The sequence below is a fragment of the Pseudoalteromonas sp. 10-33 genome (assembly GCF_001469195.1).
GTDB lineage: Bacteria > Pseudomonadota > Gammaproteobacteria > Enterobacterales > Alteromonadaceae > Pseudoalteromonas.
The window spans coordinates 194,554-216,234 of record NZ_LOFI01000023.1; the positions used below are offsets into that span (position 1 = coordinate 194,554).

At 37.9% G+C, this 21,681-nt stretch carries 19 protein-coding genes; 7 read left to right on the forward strand and 12 right to left on the reverse strand.

The features are described 5' to 3' along the window. Positions 1–2: 2 nt before the first annotated feature. From ATS76_RS11730 to ATS76_RS11755, 6 genes are all read right to left on the reverse strand, one after another. Positions 3–1,892 carry a methyl-accepting chemotaxis protein gene (locus tag ATS76_RS11730; RefSeq protein WP_058552287.1) on the reverse strand — a complete coding sequence of 630 codons (1,890 nt, stop codon included), beginning with the start codon at positions 1,890–1,892 and terminating at the stop codon, positions 3–5. 255 nt (positions 1,893–2,147) lie between these two features. Next, a complete protein-coding gene (fucP, locus tag ATS76_RS11735; RefSeq protein ID WP_058552288.1) occupies positions 2,148–3,401 on the reverse strand; it encodes an L-fucose:H+ symporter permease in 1,254 nt (417 codons plus the stop codon). 85 nt (positions 3,402–3,486) lie between these two features. Further along, positions 3,487–4,392 (reverse strand): substrate-binding periplasmic protein, encoded by a 906-nt coding sequence (locus ATS76_RS11740; protein WP_058552289.1) that lies wholly within the window; start codon positions 4,390–4,392, stop codon positions 3,487–3,489. Between the two features lie 156 nt (positions 4,393–4,548). Beyond that, complete coding sequence (locus ATS76_RS11745; protein ID WP_058552290.1) at positions 4,549–5,064, reverse strand: RNA methyltransferase; 516 nt, start codon at positions 5,062–5,064, stop codon at positions 4,549–4,551. Next, complete coding sequence (locus ATS76_RS11750; RefSeq protein ID WP_058552291.1) at positions 5,064–5,576, reverse strand: YcgN family cysteine cluster protein; 513 nt, start codon at positions 5,574–5,576, stop codon at positions 5,064–5,066. The genes ATS76_RS11745 and ATS76_RS11750 overlap by 1 nt, the downstream gene beginning before the upstream one ends. A 96-nt stretch (positions 5,577–5,672) precedes the next feature. Next, positions 5,673–7,502, reverse strand: a complete 1,830-nt coding sequence (locus ATS76_RS11755) for a DUF885 domain-containing protein (RefSeq protein WP_058552292.1) — start codon at positions 7,500–7,502, stop codon at positions 5,673–5,675. Positions 7,503–7,645: 143 nt separating this feature from the next. Between ATS76_RS11755 and ATS76_RS11760 the strand changes: the two genes are divergently transcribed. The 3 genes from ATS76_RS11760 to ATS76_RS11770 all read left to right on the forward strand — a co-directional run bounded on the left by ATS76_RS11760 (position 7,646) and on the right by ATS76_RS11770 (position 12,456). Then, positions 7,646–8,923, forward strand: a complete 1,278-nt coding sequence (locus ATS76_RS11760; protein ID WP_058552293.1) for a Xaa-Pro dipeptidase — start codon at positions 7,646–7,648, stop codon at positions 8,921–8,923. 382 nt (positions 8,924–9,305) lie between these two features. After that, positions 9,306–11,723: a TonB-dependent receptor gene (locus ATS76_RS11765; RefSeq protein WP_058552294.1), complete on the forward strand. Its 2,418-nt coding sequence runs from the start codon at positions 9,306–9,308 to the stop codon at positions 11,721–11,723. A gap of 187 nt (positions 11,724–11,910) precedes the next feature. Further along, positions 11,911–12,456 carry a GbsR/MarR family transcriptional regulator gene (locus ATS76_RS11770; RefSeq protein WP_058405304.1) on the forward strand — a complete coding sequence of 182 codons (546 nt, stop codon included), beginning with the start codon at positions 11,911–11,913 and terminating at the stop codon, positions 12,454–12,456. Positions 12,457–12,490: 34 nt separating this feature from the next. Here ATS76_RS11770 and ATS76_RS11775 read toward each other — a convergent pair whose 3' ends face one another. Then, positions 12,491–13,507: a lytic murein transglycosylase gene (locus ATS76_RS11775; protein ID WP_058552295.1), complete on the reverse strand. Its 1,017-nt coding sequence runs from the start codon at positions 13,505–13,507 to the stop codon at positions 12,491–12,493. Further along, positions 13,500–13,781: a YcgL domain-containing protein gene (locus ATS76_RS11780; RefSeq protein WP_058405302.1), complete on the reverse strand. Its 282-nt coding sequence runs from the start codon at positions 13,779–13,781 to the stop codon at positions 13,500–13,502. The genes ATS76_RS11775 and ATS76_RS11780 overlap by 8 nt, the downstream gene beginning before the upstream one ends. 155 nt (positions 13,782–13,936) lie before the next feature. Between ATS76_RS11780 and minC the strand changes: the two genes are divergently transcribed. From minC to minE, 3 genes are read left to right on the forward strand one after another with little or no spacing between them, the layout of a single operon-like run. Next, complete coding sequence (gene minC, locus ATS76_RS11785; protein ID WP_058552296.1) at positions 13,937–14,641, forward strand: septum site-determining protein MinC; 705 nt, start codon at positions 13,937–13,939, stop codon at positions 14,639–14,641. A gap of 5 nt (positions 14,642–14,646) precedes the next feature. After that, positions 14,647–15,456, forward strand: a complete 810-nt coding sequence (minD, locus tag ATS76_RS11790; protein WP_006793462.1) for a septum site-determining protein MinD — start codon at positions 14,647–14,649, stop codon at positions 15,454–15,456. Position 15,457: 1 nt separating this feature from the next. Beyond that, complete coding sequence (gene minE, locus ATS76_RS11795) at positions 15,458–15,721, forward strand: cell division topological specificity factor MinE (protein WP_006793461.1); 264 nt, start codon at positions 15,458–15,460, stop codon at positions 15,719–15,721. Positions 15,722–15,782: 61 nt separating this feature from the next. Here the strand turns inward: minE and rnd are convergent, their stop codons facing one another. The 3 genes from rnd to ATS76_RS11810 form a co-directional block, all read right to left on the reverse strand. Then, positions 15,783–16,913, reverse strand: coding sequence for a ribonuclease D (gene rnd, locus ATS76_RS11800; protein ID WP_058552297.1), 1,131 nt, complete (start codon positions 16,911–16,913; stop codon positions 15,783–15,785). Between the two features lie 51 nt (positions 16,914–16,964). Continuing rightward, complete coding sequence (gene fadD, locus ATS76_RS11805; protein WP_058552298.1) at positions 16,965–18,617, reverse strand: long-chain-fatty-acid--CoA ligase FadD; 1,653 nt, start codon at positions 18,615–18,617, stop codon at positions 16,965–16,967. Positions 18,618–18,732: 115 nt separating this feature from the next. Then, positions 18,733–19,584: an alpha/beta hydrolase gene (locus ATS76_RS11810; protein ID WP_058552299.1), complete on the reverse strand. Its 852-nt coding sequence runs from the start codon at positions 19,582–19,584 to the stop codon at positions 18,733–18,735. A 362-nt stretch (positions 19,585–19,946) separates the two neighbouring features. Here ATS76_RS11810 and ATS76_RS11815 point away from each other — a divergent pair, with 362 nt between their 5' ends. Then, positions 19,947–21,236, forward strand: a complete 1,290-nt coding sequence (locus tag ATS76_RS11815) for an alkaline phosphatase (RefSeq protein ID WP_058552300.1) — start codon at positions 19,947–19,949, stop codon at positions 21,234–21,236. 64 nt (positions 21,237–21,300) lie between these two features. Here ATS76_RS11815 and ATS76_RS11820 read toward each other — a convergent pair whose 3' ends face one another. Continuing rightward, complete coding sequence (locus tag ATS76_RS11820) at positions 21,301–21,630, reverse strand: hypothetical protein (RefSeq protein ID WP_058552301.1); 330 nt, start codon at positions 21,628–21,630, stop codon at positions 21,301–21,303. Between the last annotated feature and the right edge of the window lie 51 nt (positions 21,631–21,681).

Sequence of the window (21,681 nt, forward strand, 5' to 3'; positions counted from 1 at the left end):
ATTTATACTTTGAACTTTTTAACCATTTGTTCTAAATCACCGAACTGTTGCCTCAGTTTTGTGCATTCGTTTAGCGTATTATTTAGGTTGGTTTTACTTTGAATAGACAACTCGCTGATGGTTTGTATATCCGCATCAAGTGATTTAACAACTTGATTTTGCTCTTCTGTAGCGCCTGCAACAACATGATTGGCAGCGCTTATTTGTTTTATATCTTCTATTACTTGCTGCATTAATTCACCAACAGCATCCGCTTCTGACACGCTTTTTTCGCTGCCTTGCAAGCTTGTTTTCATTAACTCAACCGCCAAAGTTGACCCTTTTTGCAGCTCTAAAACTGTTTCTTCTATTTCTTGAGTCGACTCTTTGGTGCGATGAGCTAATTGTCGAACTTCATCTGCCACTACTGCAAAACCACGTCCTGCTTCACCTGCGCGAGCTGCTTCAATAGCCGCATTCAATGCAAGTAAGTTGGTTTGTTCACTCACGCCTTTAATTACTTCAAGAACATTACCAATGCTTTCTGTATGTGCATTTAAGCTATTAATAGTTTGTTGAGCTTGCTCTATATTGGCAGACAGTTCGTGAATCCCTGCAACGTTGTTACTTAATATTTCTTGATTTTGTGTCGAGTGTTGATTTGCATCTTTTGCGAGTGTTGATGCATCAGACGCACTATTGAATATGTCTGTTGTCATTCCAGTGAATTGATTAATTGCCGCGGCAACGCTATCTGTTCGCATACTTTGATCGTCATACATTGCAAGTGATGAATGAGTTTGCGTTAGAAGGCTTGCTATAACACCATCAAGAAGGACAGTTGTATCTTTAACTTGCTCTATTGAAGATTGAATTTTTTCGATAAACACATTAAATGAATGACTTAACTCACCAAACTCATCGTCATTTTCTATTTCTAAACGACGTGTTAAATCGCCCTCTCCCTGAGAAATATCTTTAATAGCATCATTTAACCGATTCATTGGGCGCATTAAGTAACGAAGCAAAAATTGCATTAAAATTACAATGACTATCGTACCTACAATTAAATATATAAATGCTGTTTTACCAAAACTGGATACACTCTCAAATGCTTTTTGTTGATCTATAACAACCCCTAAATACCAATTTACATTTTCGATTCCACGGATTTTATTAAACGAAACTAATTTAGTTTCGCCTGCAATTTTATATTCAATAAACTCGCTACTCAGAGGTGGCTTAGTGCCAAAAAGCGCTGAAATATTTTTTAAATTAAAGCTGCTTTGCTGGTGGCTTAATATTTGACCGTTGTCATCGAGCAAAAAGCCGTAGCCTAACCCTAAAAAGTCAATGTCGTTAATAATGTCTGTGACCGTTTGCATGTCTATATCAGCGCCTGCAACCCCAACAAAGCGAGCATTGTGGTTTATAGGCACAACGGCAGATATAGTTAGCTCATTGGTCGTTACGTCTATATAAGGAGTTGTAAAAGCGGTATTGGTTTTATTTTCAACCAATTTATACCAGGGGCGCGACGTCGCATCAAAATCAGGAGGTAAAACTACTGTTTGGTCGTTTAAAATAAAATTACCGTTTGATTGGCCTATATAAGTATTTTTAAAGTCACCTGCTAATTCAGCCGTATTTAATTGAGAAAGCGTCAATGTGTTTGAATCAGATGGTTTGTGCGTTTGGGCAAACGCATTGACGATTGATAGTTTGGCATTTAGCCAGCTTGCAATGTTTTGCGACACTGACTCTGAGTTTTGTTGAAGCACCAAAGCAAGTTGCGTTTGTGTTTGGTTTTTTAAAGTGGTGTAGTTATTTACAGTAAATAAGCCTAACACCAAAACAAGTACTACTGACGCTGCTATTGTAACTTTTGTTGTGAACTTAAGTGCCCCAAACATAAATGCCCTTTATTTTTTAATTTTTAGCAGTTTAGTTTTAGCAAATATTGGGAGGATTGTCTTAGCAATTTTCGCTTTTTACGAAAATACCACTTAAAAACAATAAAAAAGGGTTAGGTAAACTTGATTGTAAATTTTAAGTAATTAATTTTACGAAATTATTTTTAGATAAGAACTCATTTTGGAATGTTCCAGTTAAAAGGAGGATTAATAATGACTGAATACGTATTCAGTCATTATTATACAGCCTGCTCTTTACCACTTTTTAGCTAAACGAACCACATTTAAACCATACCAAGCGATGAATACATAACATAGCATAGGAACAAAAAAGCTATCTTGAATGTTCACAGTATCAGCAATATATCCTTGTAATAATGGAACCAAAGCTCCACCTACGATAGCCAAACATAACCAACCAGAGCCTTTACTTGTTAGCGCGCCTAATTTTTCAATTGCGACAGAAAAAATAGTCGGAAACATAATTGAATTAAATAGACCAATTGCCAGTACTGAATATAAAGCCACGTCACCTTGTGTAAAGATAGTGATTAATAACAGAGCAATAACACTTATCGCATTAAAAGCAATAGCCTTAGAGGGCGCAATTTTCTGTAATAAAGCAGAGCCAATAAAACGCCCTACCATAGCGCCACCCCAGTAATAACTAATCAGTGCAGCGGCTGCATGCTCTTCAAGCCCGGCGATGTGTGCTTCACCAAAATAGTTAACTAAAAAACTACCAATGGCAACTTCGCCACCTACATAACAAAAAATAGCAATAACCCCCATAGTTAAATGCGGTGCTTGCATTAATGAGCGAGTTTCTGGTGCTGAGTGACTGTCTTCTTTGTGGGCTTCTATTTCTGGTAATTTAATAAATGCAAACACAATAGCAATAAGTAAAAGTGCCGCTGCTAGCATTAAGTAAGGTACTTTTACTGATTCTGCAGATGCAGCAGATGCTGCTAATGTGCCTGCCGTTCCGAAAAATAGAATCCCTCCTACATAAGGCCCTACAGTAGTGCCCAGTGCATTAAGTGCTTGTGCTAAATTTAATCGTGAAGAGGCTGTTTTGTCAGGACCAAGAGCCGCAACGTATGGGTTAGCAGACACCTGTAACACCGTTATACCTGCAGCAAGTACAAACAATGCACCTAAAAACAACCAATACTCATGTACCACTACGGCAGGGTAAAAAAGCATACAACCAATAGAGGCAACAACGAGCCCCGTTAATATTCCTTTTTTATAGCCTAGTTGTTTAACTAAAATACCAGCAGGAATAGATACAATGAAATAGGCACCAAAAAAGCAAAACTGCACCAGCATTGCTTCAAAATATGTAAGATCAAATACACCTTTTAATCTAGGAATAAGCACGTCGTTTAAAACGGTTATAAATCCCCATAAAAAGAATAAGGTAGTCATGGCAGTCAAAGGAAACAGATAATTATTTTTTTGCTGTTCATTCACGCCATAGGGTTGATTAGTGTTCAGTGTGCTCATTTTTATTTTCACTCCATTAACAAGTTAAACTGATTCTACATTGTTAATAAGTTTTTTTACCACACCAAACTAAGAACGTTCCAATTCAATTCAAACTTGTGCTCGGACACTCAGCTGAAATTAAATCGATTAATCGCTTAGTTTCTCCGCTATTATTAAAGTGATTTAGAGCCTGGTTTATGTCTTCAAGTACTTCAAGCCAGTTGGGTGTTTGCTTACTAATGGCAAAATACAATGGGTTATAACGTAGTGGCTTGCCATCTTGCTCTAGAAAATTAAGCAACTTTGATTTAGCATTGTCATTCAATGTTGAGTATTTGACTGAATGCGCCAATACAACTGGATCGCCAATAATAAGATCCACACGTTCTGCAGCGAGTAGCTGTACTAGTTGTAGGTCATCTACAGCACCTATAACACTAAATTCATTGTTATCCATCATTGCATCAAACTCAGGGGTATTTTGATACCCTCTAACAACGCCAATTTTTGCACCTTTTAACGAATTTAAGTTGCCTGTAAAAATACCCGGTGAGTTTTTACGTTTTAAAAAAGCAATATTCCCACCTTTAAATGTATTTGAAATACCTAATAACTCTCGTCTGGTTTTGTTTTCAACAAAGTCAGAAGGGGCTGTGTCTTCTATAAAATATTCAGGCATTAAAATATCGGCTTTCCCTATTTCGACATTTCGTACAGCTCTCGCCCAAGGTAAAAACTCGATATAAACGTCATAACCTCGGCTATTTAGTAAAGCAACAGCAAAATGATAAACCCAACCTTTATTGCAAAGGCTATCGCTTATGTAAGGCGGCCAGTTCAAAGTAGCAATATGCAAAGTACGCTTATTGTTAGGTGATTTATATAATACTCCTGACTTATAACGCTGACCCTCAACAGTGGTAAGTGTGCTTTTGTTAAGATAACTCACTGATGTACTTGCAGTACTAAAACAACTAACTAACGCTAATAAAATAATAACAATATGCATATTAAAATTATCATAAATTTATTTAGTTAAGTGTAGTTCACATACTAGCAGTGAAATAAAATTTAATTAAAAGAACTCTAAGTAAGCGTTAAAAAGGGAGTGTATACAAACTTTAAACGCCAATTAATAAGGTTTATTGGCGTTTAAAGGAAGGTATTAAGCTGGTTTTACCCATTTCATTTTGTTGTTGGTATCGCGCGAGCTTATTATGGTGTCATCGCTACTTTTAACGCCACCTAATTTAGCAAGCCTATCATAAAGCACGACATTACAGGTTGCTGCAAGGTTCATACAGCCAATGGTCGGTATATACACGACTTCGTCGCACCACTTTAGTACGTCTTTTGAAACTGAGCCATCTTCAGGGCCAAATACATAAAATGCATTTTCTGGGTGCTCAAACTCGGGTAAAGGAGTCGCCCCCTCAATGAGCTCAATAACAACGACAGTAGCTCCTTGCGGTTTACATTGTTCCAAACAATCCGTAGGTGTTAATGGAATACGCTCAACCACATTTTTAGTATCGGTATGAAACTTTTGTGCGTTAAGATAACGATTACCCGTAAAGTAAACCTGATTTGCATCGTAACACCCTGCAGCTCGCAAAACGCCGCCAACGTTTGTGGGGCTTTTTGGGTTTATTAAGCCAATACTTGCTTGTAACTTACTCATTAATCGCAATCCTTTGTTGGCCATTCTGCAATATATAAATCAAAGTCATCTAATTTTACATCACAGTCTTTCACTGTTTTGTCTTTCACTGAAATACCGAGTTCGTGCATGTGACTTTTATCGCCGTTGTTCACTAGCGGATGCCACGATGCAAGGCCTCGTCCTTCGTGTAACCGTCGGTAACTGCAGCTTTGCGGCATAAAAAATATATCTTTAAGGTTTTCTTTAGTAAGTTTTACACAAGAGGGTACCAAAGTTTGTCGGTTTTCGTATTCACTACATCCACAGGTATTGTTATCAAGATACTGGCACACAATATTAGTGAAAATAAGCTGCTCACCTTCACGTAGCTGATCGGTTGGGGCAAAATCATCTTCGTCTTCACTATCTATAAATGTATTTAAACAACACTTACCACAGCCATCACAAATAGCTTCCCATTCACTTTGGCTCATTTCGCTCAGGCTTTTTTTAAGCCAAAATTGTGTATTTGCTAACTGTTGATCAAACATAGTGTACTCACGCCCCTTTTAGAGCGCGCATTCTACCGTAATGCATTAAATGGCGCAAAGCCAATACCTTAAAACGATACTCGCTTTGCGCGTAGTTTATTGCTGCGACTGCACCCAACGTTTAATTTTTTTCTCTAAAATAGGCATGGGTAATGCACCATCTATTAATATTTGCGTGTGGAACGCCTTAATGTCAAACCGGTTTCCTAGCTCTTTTTTACAATAATCGCGAAGTTCTTTAATTTTAAACTCCCCTAATTTGTACGAGAGAGCTTGCCCTGGCCAAGCAATATAACGTTCAACCTCTGCCACTACATCGCTTTCAGCCATTGATGAATTAGCAAGCATGTATTGTATACCTTGCTCGCGCGTCCACCCTTTTGCATGAAAACCAGTATCGAGCACTAAACGCATTGCCCGTAATTGCTCGTCAGCCAAACGCCCATACCACATATAAGGATCGGTAAATAATCCAAGCTCTTTTCCTAAACTTTCTGCATACAGTGCCCACCCTTCAGCAAAAACCGTATACCCACCAAATTTACGAAAATCAGGTAAACCGTCTATTTCTTGTTGAAGAGCAATTTGAAAATGATGACCCGGCGCCGCTTCATGAATCGAGAGTGTTTCGAGTAAAAACTTAGGTTGTGCTTTTAAATTAAAAGTATTGATATAAAAAATACCCGGACGTGAACCATCTGGTGCAGGGGCTGCATAAGAAGCACCCGCCGCAGACTGAGCACGATAAGCCTCTACTGGTTTAACAATGTAAGGCGCTTTAGGGGCCACATCAAATAACTGCGGTACTTTTGCATCAATTTTTTTCTTCACATTTTCGTACGCTTCAATAAGCTCATCAGCGGTATTAAAGTAGAACTCATCTGAATCACGCAAGTGAGTAAAAAATGCGGGCAAATCGCCGTTAAAGCCAACGGTGTGTTTTACCTTTTTCATTTCGCTTAAAATACGCGATACTTCGCTTAAACCAATATTATGAATTTCGTCAGCAGATAAGTTAAGCGTTGTGTTTTTCTTTATTTGATATTCGTACCAAGCTTTACCATCAGTAAAATCACTGTAGCCTACTGACACACGACTACTAGGAATATAATCGTTAATTAAAAATGTGTGCATACTTTGATAAGCCGGCACTAATTGCTTCATGATTAAATCGCGGTATTGCGCTGTAATTTCTTGTTTTTGCTCGGCTGTAAACGAGTCTGGTAAATTGTTGATAGGCCCCCAAAACAGTGAGTTTTCAGCCTTATTTACAACATGCGCGCCAAATTGTGGGGCTAACTTTTTTGCAAGAGGCATAGGTAAAACAATTTTTTGTTTTATACCTTCAGCCATAGAAAGCTCAACACTTTTAAGCCATTTAATATAGCCATCGCTACGTTTTAAAAAATTATCGTAATCTTTTATTGTTTTAAAAGGTTGTGCACTTTGTCCAGAGCCAAATCCAGCAAACACATTATGTGCACCCGACATTTGATTAATAGGCAGAAAGTAGCTTGGAAATTGCATCCCCTCTAGGTTAAGTGCAAGGTCACGTTTTAAAATTTCATAACTTAATAGCGCTTGCCCTGTTAACTGCTCGGAATCTATGTAGCCAAGGCGTTGTTGATACTTTTTATAAAAAGCCGCTTTTTTATCACGGTTTAAAACTGAAATCTCAGGCGTGAATACATCATTAAATTCATTTTTTCCGCTGTATGTAGCACGAATTGGTGCAAACGTGAGTGACTCTTCATAATATTGGTTAACTAGCACATCGAGTTGTTGCTCAGCAGATAGCTCTGACACCACAGCATTTATAGATGAAGAAACCGGTTTACTATTACTTTGTTGAGGCGCAGTATTGCTACACCCCGTTAAAGCCCCCATCACTGATGTAGCCACAAGTGCTAATTTTAATAATTTCATGTTAATCCTTTTAAAAAATACAAGCCGATTATGAGCTTTAAATTAAGCTAAATAAAGTAGTAACTTAGTCGTTATTTTATTGCACTTTTACTTAAGCTTGGTAAAGTCAAAACAACTTTAATGTCATATAAAAGAATTAAAAAATGAAAAAGCACCTGTTATCAGCCTCAGTCGCAATATTATGTTTGAGTAGTTTACCCACCCAAGCAGTCACCTACATTTCTGCAAAGGCCATGTTAGATGTAGAAAATGGCACACTTATTCAATCCCCTCTTATTACTGTTGATAATGGCGTGATCACCTCGATAGAACGCAACAAAAAGCCGCAAGTTGGCAAAAGTGATGAACATATAAATCTACCGCAGTTAACATTAGTGCCTGGCTTAATGGATATGCATGTGCATTTAACAAGTGATCCTACTGTTTCACGTAGTGAGCGGTTAGGTCAGTCAATCCCACGCATGGCCGTTAAATCGGCCTATTTTGCTAAAAAAACGCTCGAAGCCGGTTTTACGACTGTGAGAAATGTAGGCGCAGATGGTTATAGTGTTATTGCGGTGCGTGACGGTATTAATGCAGGTGATATTATAGGCCCGAGAATTTGGGCTGCTGGTCCATCTCTTGGTATAACAGGCGGGCATTGTGACAATAACCGCTTACCGCCTGAGTTAAAATATACCTCAACCGGCGTAGCCGATGGGCCTTGGGCCGTTAGGACAAAAGTGCGTGAAAATATAAAGTATGGAGCCAATGCTATAAAGTTTTGCGCAACAGGCGGTGTATTTTCAAAGGGCACAAAAGTAGGTGTACAACAATACTCACTTGAAGAAATGAAGGCCATTGTTGAAGAAGCACATATGCGCGACCTTCCTGTTGCTGCTCATGCACATGGTACAAGTGGGATTAAAACAGCCATTATTGCAGGCGTTGACAGCGTAGAACACGCAAGCTTTTTAGACGATGAAGCCATTGCCTTGGCTAAAAAGCATGGGACTTGGCTTTCAATGGACATATACAACACAGAATATACATTAAGCTTTGGCGAACAAAATGGTGTAGACGAAGAAAACTTAAATAAAGAACGTCAAGTTTCAAAAAAACAAAGAGATAGCTTTAGCAGAGCAGTTAAAGCCGGTGTAAATATGGTCTTTGGGACCGATGCGGCCATCTACCCACATGGTGATAATGCAAAGCAATTTTCACGTATGGTTGAATTTGGCATGACTGAACTGCAAGCCATTCAATCAGCAACTATAAACAGTGCCAAGCTTTTAAAAATGCAAAATACGCTCGGGCAAATAAAAACCGGATTTGCCGCGGATATTATTGCAGTAGAGGGAAACCCATTAAAAAACATTTCTACATTAGAGCAAATTCCTTTCGTTATGAAAGCGGGTATTGTTTATAAAGCTGAAAAATAAAAATTTCATTCTAAATAAGGGCTGACTTTATAGTGTTAGCCTTTACATTTAACGTTAAAAAATTAAAGGCCTTAGCTAAACAATATGTTAAAAGTTACACTTAAATAGCATTACTTTAGCTTAGCTCTATTGTCATTTTGATCTGATTACCCTTCATTGAGAGGTTGTTTTAGCCAAGGCATGTTTCAATCTATTTATTATGATCGCCACGTAACTCCCACCTCTTTTATATTTGGTTGATTTACATCCTCTAAATCTACTCGCTTGTCTAAAAAACATGCAAGCAGTTGTTTAAATCTAATATTAATTGAACTTTTAGTTTATTTTGCAAATAATAATCATTACTATTGCCGCACTTTATTAAATGCGAATGATTATCATAATGAAAAATTTCAATTACTCATTACTCACCCTCGCTTGTTTAAATGCGCAAGCCGTTTTAGCACAAACCACTGCAGATCAAGATATCGAACATATAAGTGTTTATCAAAAACAAAACCAAGTTGTTATGAGCTCAGGGCTTGCAACTAAGTCAGATATGTCCTTGATGGAAACTCCGGCACCGGTTGTTATTATCGACCGCGAACTTATAGAGTCACAAGGCGTAGATAGCCTGCAAGAGCTTGTACGTAATGTAAGTGGATTAACCCAAGCAGGTAATAACTACGGGATTGGCGATAACTTAGTTATTCGAGGTCTAGATGCTAATTATACCTACGATGGGATGTATGGCGGTGCAGGATTAGGTAATACATTTAACCCTACCCGTTCACTTACTAATGTTGAATCAGTTGAAGTACTCAAGGGCCCTGCTACAGGTTTATATGGCATTGGTAGTGCAGGTGGTGTAATTAACCTAATTGAAAAAAAGCCAGAGTTTGAAGAAAAACATAAAGTATCAGCTGAGCTTGGTCAGTGGGATAGCTATTCACTTGCCGTTGATAGCACAAACAAGCTTACCGACAACTTAGCCTATCGTGTAATGGCTAAAACAGCATCAAGTGATGGTTTTCGTGATTTAAAAGAAGACCGAGACGAAATATATACATCACTTAAATACATTTTGAGTGATCAACAAGACGTTATGGTTTCTGCTGCATACATTAAAGACTCAATAGCGGTGGACTCTATTGGTCACCCTATTCGAATTTATAATGCAGACTCTGCTAATGGTTTAACAGCCTCACAAGTAACAGGATCTGATTTAGTTAACGATCCTACGGGTAGTGGTTTACAGCTTAGTGAATCTCAGCGCAATGAACTGGCAAACTCATTGTCAGATAACGACGGATTAACACCTTATCAATTTGGAACTAACGGAATTATTTCGCCAATGGCTGATGATAACGAAGGTGAAGAGTTGCGCTTTAAGCTTACGCATAATTACTTTATTACTGACGACTTATTTTTAAATCAACAGTTACAATACCGTAATTACACATCAAGTTTCGCACGTCAAACGGGGGCTTATAACTATGTTTATTGGAATCGTCGTGGTGTTATTAATCAAGATCCACGTTCACCGTTAGTCGTTGACGATGTGCTTTACCCTTTTGCTGCTCGTCGCCAAGAATACCGCCAAGTTGAGGCTGATGAAAAGTCATGGCAGTACTTTTTAGATTTGCGCTACGATTTTATGTTGGGTGATATTGATAACGAACTTTTGGTTAATGCTAATTATGAAGATCGCGATATTCGTTTTAAACAATATTCTATATGGGATAAAGATTACGTTATTACAGATACAAACAACGAAGTAACATATCAAGGTTCCCTACCCTATATATTTGATATACGAGATCCCAATTGGCCAACAGGTAATTTTTACGATTACGATCCTCTTAAAACCAGTGACTACAATAAAAAAGTAAAGGCCTGGGGTTTAGGCCTCCAACATGTTGCCTATATTAATGAGCAATTAACAACACGCGTAGGTGTTGCTTATAACCGCATTAAACAAAGTTATGAACATTTTGGTGTAGATGAGCGTTATAGCGCAAGTCGAGCAGAACCAACACCAGAGGCTGACACTTCAGACAGTGGTTTAACGTATAATTTAGGCGCAACATATCAACCCACTGAAAACTTTTCTATATTTGTTAATCACGCTAAAGGCCGCACTGCATATAGTGTATTAGGGTCCATTGCTGGTAACGAAGCGGATAGAGAAGACTCAGAATCAATGAGCAATGACTTAGGATTTAGATATAAAGCGTTTGACGACCAACTACTTGCCTCTTTCGTTGTTTTTGAAAGTGCGCGAACCAACCTAGAATACAGCAATCCACTTTATGAAGCGGGTGTTTCGGCACCAGATGTAGTTAAAAGTTTTTATGATGGGGAAGAAAAAACAAAAGGGGTTGAGCTTGATTTAAATGCGCATTTAAATGAGCAATGGAAAGTAAATATAAATGGTGTTTATCAAGATGCAAGAAACCAACTAAACCCTAATATAAACAATCACGCTACACGTAAAAAAGGGGTTCCTTATGTAACTGCCAGTACGTGGGTAACTTATTACGCAACTGTTTTTAGTTTGCCTGAAACGCTAAATATAAGTGCAGGTGTAACTTATGTTGATGATAGGAGTACCAACTCATCAAGTTTTGGTATTCCTGATGGCTATGTACCAAGTTACACGGTTCATGATGCGGCTGTTTCATACACAACAAACAAATGGCATATGCAACTTAACTTAAACAATATATTCAATAAGCAATATTATTCTAAAGCGATGTTTTTAGGTGGTATGCCGGGTGAAGAACGTAACGCTAAGCTAAGCTTTAGCTATACACTGTAGTTTACTCATGTATGAGCGCTTGCATTTGTGAGCGCTTTTTAATCATAACGGATAGATTAGCCAAGGGCATTGGACATTGGTTAAGTTTAAGGTTTTACCTTAAGCTGTATTTTAATGAGTCTAATTCCTTGCTATCACTAACCAACATGCTAGCATTTAGTTTCTGAAATTACTGAAAGTTAATGATATGACTTTATCTGAGAAAAACTTTACCTTTGTAATGCATTGCGGCGAAATGGGAAGCCGCTGGGGTTTTAACCGTACTATTGGTCAAATGTGTGGATTACTTATTATCACTAAAAACCCAATGACCGCGAATGAAATTGCCGATTCACTGAGTATTTCACGAGGCAATGTGAGTATGGGCATTAAAGAGCTTCAGTCTTGGCAATTAATTAAAGTTCAGCACATTCCTGGTGACCGTAAAGAGTATTATGCACCCGCAGGCGATATTTGGGATATGGCAAATCGTGTATTTGAAGAGCGTAAAAAACGTGAAATTGATCCAACACTTAGCCTATTGCGCGACAACTTATTAGACGAAGCAAGTAATGAAGAAGAAATCTATGCACAAAAACAAATGGGGGAAATTCACAACTTACTTGAAACAGTGACTAAATGGTCTTCTGAGTTACAACGTTTAACCCCTGAGCAACTCAATAAACTAATGAAACTCGGTTCTGGCATTGGCAAGGTAATCGACCTAAAAGATAAGATTTTTAAAAAAGAATAAAGCCGCCCTGTGCGGCTTTATTATTAATTAAATATTATATTTTTGGATAGCCAATTCGATCAGATAAATAACCGACACTCGTTGCAAAATAATACGAACGGTTCCAATGCATTAACACTTTATAGTTATCGTAGGCTAAAAACATACGGCCGTTTATATCATCAGGCATCACTAACGCAGCACGTACGTTTACATTAGGTAAAGCACTGCCGTCGACTTTTCTCAACCCTAGTGCCTGCCAATCAGCAAGTGAACGCTCAGAATCATCCCAATATTCAAGCCATTGCTTACGCGTTTTGGTACCACGTACTAAGATATATTTGTTATCGAATCCATCTGGGAGTTTGACTTGACGGCCCCAAGTTAATGAATCGTTCCAGCCCTCTTGCTTTAAATAATTAGCAATAGAAGCAAACGCATCTTCTTTAGTCGTCCAAATATCTTTGCGACCATCGTTGTTATAGTCAACGGCGTAAGCATTAAAAGACGTAGGCATAAATTGAGTTTGCCCCATAGCACCAGCCCAAGAGCCTTTAAATTTATCTAAGGTAATATGGCCCGATTTTAAAATGTCTAAAGCTGCCCATAATTGGCGTTTATAAAGAGTTTCACGGCGGCCATCAAAAGCAAGCGTCACTAATGATGAAATAACATTGTGCCCCCCTTGAATGGTGCCAAAGTTACTTTCAAGCCCCCACAAAGCCACTATAAAACGCGCTTGTACGCCAAATTCTTTAGCTACTTGCTCAAGAATGTCTTTATTTTCAGCATACAGTTTACGAGCACGGTCAATTTTCCATTGTGGTACACGTTTTGGTAAATAGGTTTCAAGTGTTTCTTTAACTTCAGGCTGGTTTTTGTCAGCCGATACTACTTTTTCTTTGTAGGTTGCGGTTGCAAACGCACTATCAATTAACGTTGTTTCGTAGCCTTTTGCGATTGCTTCTTTTTTTAAGTTTGTTAAGTAATCTTTAAATTCGGCTTGTGTTTTTGCAACCACTGACGAACTTAAACATAAACCACATAATACAACTGCCAGTTTTTTAATCACGATCGGCTCCATTTTGTTTTCTTAATTCAGTAAGCAAATTATCTTCCGGTGGTGGAAGCTGTAGATAGTAACCTTGATCGGTTAATGCACCCTTAACAGTCTCTAAATCAGCACCACCTAGGTGTTCACGTTTAGCCAAATTAATAATCATCACATAGTGGGGTTTGCCAAACATAGCCATTAAAGGTTCTGGAACTTTGCTAAAATCATCTCTTTTTTCAACAAATAAGAAGGTATCCGCTTTTTTCTTACTTTTATACACCGCAGTTAACATTATGACCCTATAATTTCTTGCACAACAATGCCGCACACTATACCATGAGAGTAATAATAAGTTAGAAAATTTAGATTAGAAATTTCGATAAACGCCTTATTCAGCCTGTGTTTATCTAATTACAATTTCTTATCATACAATTCAATTGAGCGTGTATGTCGGACCAAATTTTTGAGTTAAAAGGGAATCTTTTTACGTTATCAGTTTTACATCTTTATAGTGCTGATATTAACCTTTTAGCAGAGCAACTCTACGTAAAAATAGCCCAAGCCCCCCGTTTTTTTGAGGGAGCACCTATTGTTGTTAATTTAGAAGAAGTAAAAAGCAGTTCTTTGGACTTTGTTCATTTAAAGTCACTTATAGAGCGAATGAGCTTTAACGCAGTGGGTGTATGTAATGGCTCTGAAGAGCAACATACAAGTGCAAAAAAAGCTGGCTTCTCAGTTTTAAATTACTCGCAAGACGTAAAAGCAGAGCCCGTTGAAAAACAACCAAACACATCAATTGTTGAAAAAAACATTATACTTCCTGCACAAATAATTAACGGCACGGTGCGCTCGGGTCAACAGGTGTATGCAAAAGACCGCGACCTTATTGTACTAGGCGCTGTTAGTCATGGTGCAGAAGTAATAGCAGATGGCAACGTACATATTTACGGGACCCTTCGCGGTCGCGCTATAGCGGGCGCAAAAGGATTAGAAAACGCACATATATTTTGCCAAAAGCTAGAAGCGGAACTTGTTTCCATAAATGGCAACTACTGGATCAGTGACTCTCTACAAGGTGAGTTTTGGGGCAGTGCTGTGCAAATACAACAAAAAAATGAATCATTAGAAATTTCAGCTTTGGTTAAAGGATAAATCTCATGGCAAAAGTAATTGTCGTTACCTCGGGTAAAGGTGGTGTTGGTAAAACAACATCAAGCGCCGCAATAGGCACAGGCTTAGCATTAAAAGGCTACAAAACGGTTATTATCGATTTTGACATCGGTTTACGTAACCTTGATTTAATTATGGGGTGTGAGCGCCGTGTTGTTTATGACTTTGTTAACGTTATAAATGGTGAAGCAAACTTAAACCAAGCACTTATTAAAGATAAGCGTGTTGAAAAGTTATTTTTGCTTCCAGCATCGCAAACTCGTGATAAAGACGCACTAACTCGCGATGGTGTAGAACGCGTTTTAAACGAGCTTAAAGAAGATTTTGATTATATTGTATGTGACTCGCCAGCAGGTATTGAAGCAGGCGCAATGATGGCAATGTACTTTGCTGATGAAGCGATTGTAACCACCAATCCAGAAGTCTCATCTGTACGAGATTCTGACCGTATATTAGGTATTTTGCATAGCAAATCTAAACGCGCTGAAGAAGGCCTAGAAAACATCAAAGAGCACCTGCTATTAACACGCTACAATCCTGAGCGTGTAGCTAAAGGTGAAATGCTTTCTGTAGAAGACGTACAAGACATATTAGCAATCGATTTGCTCGGTGTTATTCCTGAGTCACAAGCAGTATTAAGTGCATCAAATTCAGGCCAACCGGTCATATTAGATGGTGAATCAGATGCTGGCCAAGCTTATGCTGATGCCATAAACCGCTTACTTGGTGAAACCGTCGATTTTCGCTTCTTAGATGTAGAGAAGAAAGGCATTTTTAAACGGATTTTTGGAGGCTAATGTGTCGTTACTTGACTATTTCCGCTCAGAAAAGAAAAACAGTGCGTCTCTTGCAAAAGAGCGATTGCAAATAATTGTCGCACACGAACGTTCGCAGCGTGGAACACCTGAATACCTACCACAATTAAAACAAGATATTTTGGATGTAATTCGAAAATATGTAAACGTTAATAGTGATGCAGTGCAGGTACAATTTGATCAAAATGAAGACGATTTAGCTGTATTAGAGCTAAACGTTACTTTACCTGACGAAGAGAAAAAATAAATGAAGAATGGGCGCACTAAGCGCCCTCTTTATAAATAATAACAACTGAGAGGTTAACCTTTTAGGTATCCCACTCTTTTAGCGCGTCTTTAATAAAGTTATAACGCCAAGAACTCAGTAAGTCTGGCTTTATATGCGTCTTTTTTTGCTCTTCTGTTAGCTTCCAGTTCCAGCTAATTAGCTGATTTACTTGCTTTTTAGATGCCATAACATCTTCAGGAATAGCGTTAGCTTTAGCAACTTTGGTTATTTTTTGCTTAATATCTTTTGCTGTTTGTTTGTAATTAGCAAAATCAATTAACCGTTTTAATGCTTGCGGATGCTCATCAACAGCAATTGCCTTCGCTTTTTCTATACACTTTAAAATCTCAACGCCTGAGCGATTAACTTCAATCGACTCCACGCCCGGTATTTGACGTAATGCATTTAAACTAGAAGGCCCACGCTTAGCAATTTCAGTCATGTTATGTTCTTTCAACACAAAGTTAAGAGCTAAATTTTTGCGAATTGCTTTATTACGGCGCCAAACGGCTAACTCTTTTAACACTGCTAGTTCGTGTGGCTTTAATTGCCACGCATTTTTTATATCTTTATAGAGCAATTCATCGGGTGTTTGAAACGCGCGTTTATTAGCAATTAATTCGCTCTCATCCAAAACAATTTCAAAAAAGCCGGCTTTTTTAATACGACCTATAATCAATTCAAAACACGGTAATAAATGAAATGTATCAGCGGCGGCGTAATCTAGCTGCTTAGTGGTTAACGGGCGCTGTAGCCAATTAGTACGTGATTCGCTTTTATCTATTTCAATACCAAGTAGTGTTTTAACCATAAGGGCAAAGCCCATACAATTACCTTCACCCAATAATTGCAAAGCAAATTGAGTATCAAATAAAGGAGCAGGAACAAACCCAGCATATTTTTGAAATACTTCAATATCTTCAGAAGGTGAATGCAATACTTTTAAAACTGCTGGATCTTTTAATACCTGCCAAAAATCAAATAACGATAATTCAGCTAAGGGATCAATAAGTGCTAGGTGCTCACCGTCAAAAACCTGAATGAGTGCAACTTCTGGATACAAAGTACGACGACGCATAAACTCAGTATCAATAGCTAAAATAGGCTTACTTTGGATCTGCTCAACAAAAGTATTGAGCTGAACTTGTGTTTGAATTAATTGGTATTGCACTTAGTCTCCTACAATAAAAAAGCCGGCTAATGCCGGCTTTTTTATAGTTTTCTAATCTTTCAAGGCTCGTCTGAGTATTTTACCTACGTTAGTTTTAGGTAACTCATCCCTAAACTCAACGAGTTTTGGAACCTTGTAATTAGTTAAATTATCACGACAGTGACTTATTATATCTTTTTCAGTTAAAGAAGGGTCTTTTTTAACAACAAAAACTTTAACTTGTTCACCACTTACATCATGAGGAATGCCAACCGCTGCTACTTCAAGCACTCCGTCGTGCATTGCAACAACTTCTTCGATCTCATTTGGGAAAACGTTAAAGCCAGATACTATAATCATGTCTTTTTTGCGGTCTACAATGTAAAAGAAACCTTCATCATCATATGTTGCAATATCGCCTGTAGCAAACCAACCGTCTTTTAAACATTCAGCAGTTGCATCTGGGCGTTTGTAGTAACCAAGCATAACCTGAGGACCTTTAACACATAACTCACCAGGCTCACCTTTAGCTGCCTCTTCTCCATTATCAAGAATTAGCTTAATATCAGTATTAGGCGCAGGTAAGCCAATTGAGCCATTGTAAGACTGTAAGTCGTACGGACTAATTGTTACAAGCGGTGCACACTCTGTAAGGCCGTAGCCTTCCATTAGTTTTGAACCCGTCACTTTTTGCCACTTTTCGGCAACAGGACGTTGTACTGCCATACCACCGCCGAGTGACATTTTGAGGTGACTAAAGTCAAGCTCATCAAAACCTGGGGTATTTAATAAACCATTAAATAATGTGTTTACACCAGTGATTGCTGTAAATTTAGTTTGGCTTAACTCTTTAACGAAACCCGGCATGTCACGCGGGTTAGTGATCAATAAGTTCAAACCACCATATTTCATAAACGTTAAGCAGTTAGCTGTAAGTGCAAAAATATGGTAAAGCGGCAGTGCCGTTACAACAACTTCAGTACCACGATTTAACACTTTATCTAAACAGCCAGAAACCTGCTCAAGGTTGCCCACCATATTACCATGACTCAGCATAGCGCCTTTAGATACACCGGTAGTACCACCTGTGTATTGTAAAAAAGCTAAGTCAGACAAATTCAATTCAGGGCGTGTGTACGCATTTTCGTCAGCATTCAACAAATCTGAAAATTTAATGGTGTTTGGTAAGTTGTATTTAGGCACCATTTTCTTAACGTGCTTAACAACAAAGTTAACAATGTGCTTTTTAAGACCACCCACCATGTCACCAACTTGAGTAACAACAATGTGTTTTACGTCTGTTTTAGCAAGTGACTTTTCAAGCGTATCTGCAAAATTTGCAAGGATAAATATGGCGCTTGTGTCTGAGTCTTTTAATTGATGTTCTAATTCGCGAACAGTGTAAAGAGGATTAACATTAACAACCACACAACCGGCGCGTAAAATACCTAAAATAGAAATAGGTGTTTGTAACAAGTTAGGCATCATTACGGCAACTTTTTCGCCCTTTTTGAGACCCAAATCATTTTGGATATACGAGGCGACTTTTTTAGTTGCTGTATCAATTTCGTCATATGACAAAGTTTTACCCATGTTTGTAAATGCAGGTAAATCTTTGTAATCAGAAAAACTTTTTTCGAACACTTCGAGTAACGAGTTGTAATGCTCAGGATCGATTGTTTCAGGCATACCCTCTGGGTAGCGCTTAAGCCAGATTTTTTCCACTCTTAGCCCCTGTTTATAATTATATTTTTATTAACCTTAATCTAAGTAAGGCACTTTAACAATTGAGCAAATACTCTAATGCGAGAATAATCCCACATTTAACGTCAATATACAATTAACGTGCACCACTTTGCACCATAAATGCTTGAATGTGTTCATAACATTCTTTGCTACTTTGCATATGGCAATGGTGTCCGCCTTCTACATTAATTACACTCAAGTGATTGTAATAATTAATATACTTTTCTAAATTTTGTTTTACAAATGGGTAACCTTGGTTACCTAAAATTAATTGGCATGGTGCAATTAATTCTTTTATTGCACCAATACATTGCACTTCGTCAAACCTAAAACCTGAATGATTTTTGAGCTTAGGATCGGTTGTTAATGTAAAACCGCTGGGAAGTGCTTTTATGTTTCGCTGCATTAAAAGCGAAATTAGTTCATTATTTAAATCAGTTGTTTTAGCACGTGCCTCATAAATATGCGCTTTACTTTGGTAAACTCGCGCTTTTTTATTATGCGTTCTAGTACGATTGAGAACTGCATTTTTCAGTTGCTCAGTGACTTGCTCGCTAGGTGTTGTCACACAGCCAATACCTTCAATAAAACTTACTGTTCTTACCCTATCACTAAAACAACTTGCAAAAAGGCCAGCGACCATAGCCCCCATAGAATGCCCAACAAGGTGAACTTTATTTACACCAATAGCTTCAATAAATTGATAAACATCGTCAATATAATCAACAAAATAATAATGTGCATCATCACTTCGCCACGATGTTAATCCATGTCCTGAAAAATCAATACAGTACCATGTTTGTTCAGGAGTGTGCCCATTAAGCATAGGAGTAAAACTATTGCAGTTGTCTAACCAACCGTGAAGCGCTACAACCACCTCTTCTCCGGAACCTATTTTTAAGCCATGAATATTTAAATTACGTGTTTGAATATTAAATGGCTGCACAAAGGCTCCTTCTTATTTTATAAATATATAACATACAAGTTGTCAGACCACTAAATAGTTTACCTAAATGTTTATTATTTTAGTAGTCAAAAGCACAAGTGCAAACAACAAAAATGAATAAAAACCTTTTTATTCATAATGTTAATTTTATAAAGTGCCCTATTAACTCAGTGCTAATAAACTTTACTCATTGAGAGTTCAATATAGGCGTTGTTGTATCCATACGTTAGACTATAACGCATTAAAACAATGTTTAATCGCACTAATCCGTGATTTGTCCCAATCTATTAATTTATTTATCATAGTTAAGGTATACAATAATTTATCTATTAATAAAGTACATTCATAAGGTACGCAAAAACATGAAAAAACAGATAAGTATGCTGGCACTAATGTGTACAGCGTCTGGTGCAATGGCCGAAACCGCACCTAAAAATGTAATTTATATGATTGGCGATGGCATGGGGCCCGCCTACACGACGGCTTATCGTTATTTTAAAGATGACCCAACAACAAAAACTGTTGAGCAAACCATTTTTGATACCATGCTCACAGGAATGGCACGCACTTATCCTGACGATCACACAGTTGTAACCGATAGCGCCGCAAGTGCAACAGCGTTGAGCAGCGGACATAAAAGCTATAATGGCGCCATTGCAGTCGATACCGATAAAAAGCCGCTTAAAACAATGCTAGAAATTGCCAAAGAACGTAGCATGACCACAGCTTTAGTAGCTACATCACAAATAAACCATGCAACACCAGCAAGCTTTGCAGCTCATAATGAATCACGTAATAATTACGATGATATTGCTGATGACTACATAGATAATAAAATTGCAGGTAAGTTACCTGTTGATTTAATGCTAGGCGGCGGGACTCAATACTTTATACGTGATGACAGAAATTTGGTAGACGAATTTAAAGCTGCTGGTTACCAATATGGCGATAGCATTCAAAACCTTGATCAAATTACGCAAATTCCTGCCATTGGTTTATATGCCGCTAAAGGCTTACCTTTTGCGTTAGACGAAAACCCAACAAGGTTAACGCAACTTACCTCCAAGGCACTCAACTTATTAGACAATCAAAACAAAAATGGCTTTTTTGTGATGATTGAAGGCAGTCAAATTGATTGGTGTGGACACGCAAACGATATTGCCTGTGCTATGGCTGAAATGGATGATTTTGCATCTGCTATTGAAAAAGCAAAAGCATATGTTGATAAAAATAAAGACACTCTACTTGTTATAACTGCTGATCACTCCACGGGGGGGTTAACATTAGGTGCACATGGCCAATACAAGTGGGAAGCTGATGTTGTTCATAGTGTAAAAGCAACAGCCGGTAAAATTACTCAACAGTTACTTGACTCTGATGATCTAAAATCGGTGTGGAATAAATATACAAATATCGAATTTACCCCTGAAAATAAAATAAAGCTTGAACAAGCTAAATCTATGGGCGACAAAGCACTTAACTTAGCAGTTAAAAGTATTATAAGTGATACAAGCTTCACAGGATGGACAACAGGTGGACATACCGCAGTAGATGTTCAAGTTTTTGCTTATGGCAAAGGGAGTGAGCAATTTATTGGTTCTCAAAACAACACCGACATTGCAGATAAGTTAATCAATTTCATTAAACACTAAACAGTTAGTAAAACAAAAAACCCGAACATAGTTCGGGTTTTATATTATTGGAGATTAACTACGTTCAAGCGTAAATATCTACCCCAATTAAGTTTTGGACTTCTGCTCTGCGTTCTAAGTTTGCAAATTCAGTATAAGTAGAAATTGCTTTACTATTTTTTGCAGTCGGTTGGTCGTAAATTGTTTGGCTGTAGTCGTTACTCTTGGCGGTACTTTTAAACAATTGGTTAGCGAGCTCAACGCCCTCTTTACTGCTTTTTACGTAATCGGTGTTTGTTTTTTGAACAGAATCCTGTTCAACCAAACCTTGTGGTTTTGCAGTCACTCCCTTCGCAGGGATTATTCTGCCTGGAATATCACCTGTAAAAAAACCTGAGCCTATAGCCAGCGTCATCACGCTTCTCCACCCTTGAACATATCTAAAATTATGATTTAAAAATAGCCA

What these genes read in the sequence shown, in the direction of transcription:
- ATS76_RS11730 (WP_058552287.1), bottom strand. Translation starts at nt 1,892, where the DNA reads ATGTTTGGGGCACTTAAGTTCACAACAAAAGTTACAATAGCAGCGTCA.
- fucP (WP_058552288.1), bottom strand. Translation starts at nt 3,401, where the DNA reads ATGAGCACACTGAACACTAATCAACCCTATGGCGTGAATGAACAGCAA.
- ATS76_RS11740 (WP_058552289.1), bottom strand. Translation starts at nt 4,392, where the DNA reads ATGCATATTGTTATTATTTTATTAGCGTTAGTTAGTTGTTTTAGTACT.
- ATS76_RS11745 (WP_058552290.1), bottom strand. Translation starts at nt 5,064, where the DNA reads ATGAGTAAGTTACAAGCAAGTATTGGCTTAATAAACCCAAAAAGCCCC.
- ATS76_RS11750 (WP_058552291.1), bottom strand. Translation starts at nt 5,576, where the DNA reads ATGTTTGATCAACAGTTAGCAAATACACAATTTTGGCTTAAAAAAAGC.
- ATS76_RS11755 (WP_058552292.1), bottom strand. Translation starts at nt 7,502, where the DNA reads ATGAAATTATTAAAATTAGCACTTGTGGCTACATCAGTGATGGGGGCT.
- ATS76_RS11760 (WP_058552293.1), top strand. Translation starts at nt 7,646, where the DNA reads ATGAAAAAGCACCTGTTATCAGCCTCAGTCGCAATATTATGTTTGAGT.
- ATS76_RS11765 (WP_058552294.1), top strand. Translation starts at nt 9,306, where the DNA reads ATGAAAAATTTCAATTACTCATTACTCACCCTCGCTTGTTTAAATGCG.
- ATS76_RS11770 (WP_058405304.1), top strand. Translation starts at nt 11,911, where the DNA reads ATGACTTTATCTGAGAAAAACTTTACCTTTGTAATGCATTGCGGCGAA.
- ATS76_RS11780 (WP_058405302.1), bottom strand. Translation starts at nt 13,781, where the DNA reads ATGTTAACTGCGGTGTATAAAAGTAAGAAAAAAGCGGATACCTTCTTA.
- minC (WP_058552296.1), top strand. Translation starts at nt 13,937, where the DNA reads ATGTCGGACCAAATTTTTGAGTTAAAAGGGAATCTTTTTACGTTATCA.
- minD (WP_006793462.1), top strand. Translation starts at nt 14,647, where the DNA reads ATGGCAAAAGTAATTGTCGTTACCTCGGGTAAAGGTGGTGTTGGTAAA.
- ATS76_RS11815 (WP_058552300.1), top strand. Translation starts at nt 19,947, where the DNA reads ATGAAAAAACAGATAAGTATGCTGGCACTAATGTGTACAGCGTCTGGT.
- ATS76_RS11820 (WP_058552301.1), bottom strand. Translation starts at nt 21,630, where the DNA reads ATGACGCTGGCTATAGGCTCAGGTTTTTTTACAGGTGATATTCCAGGC.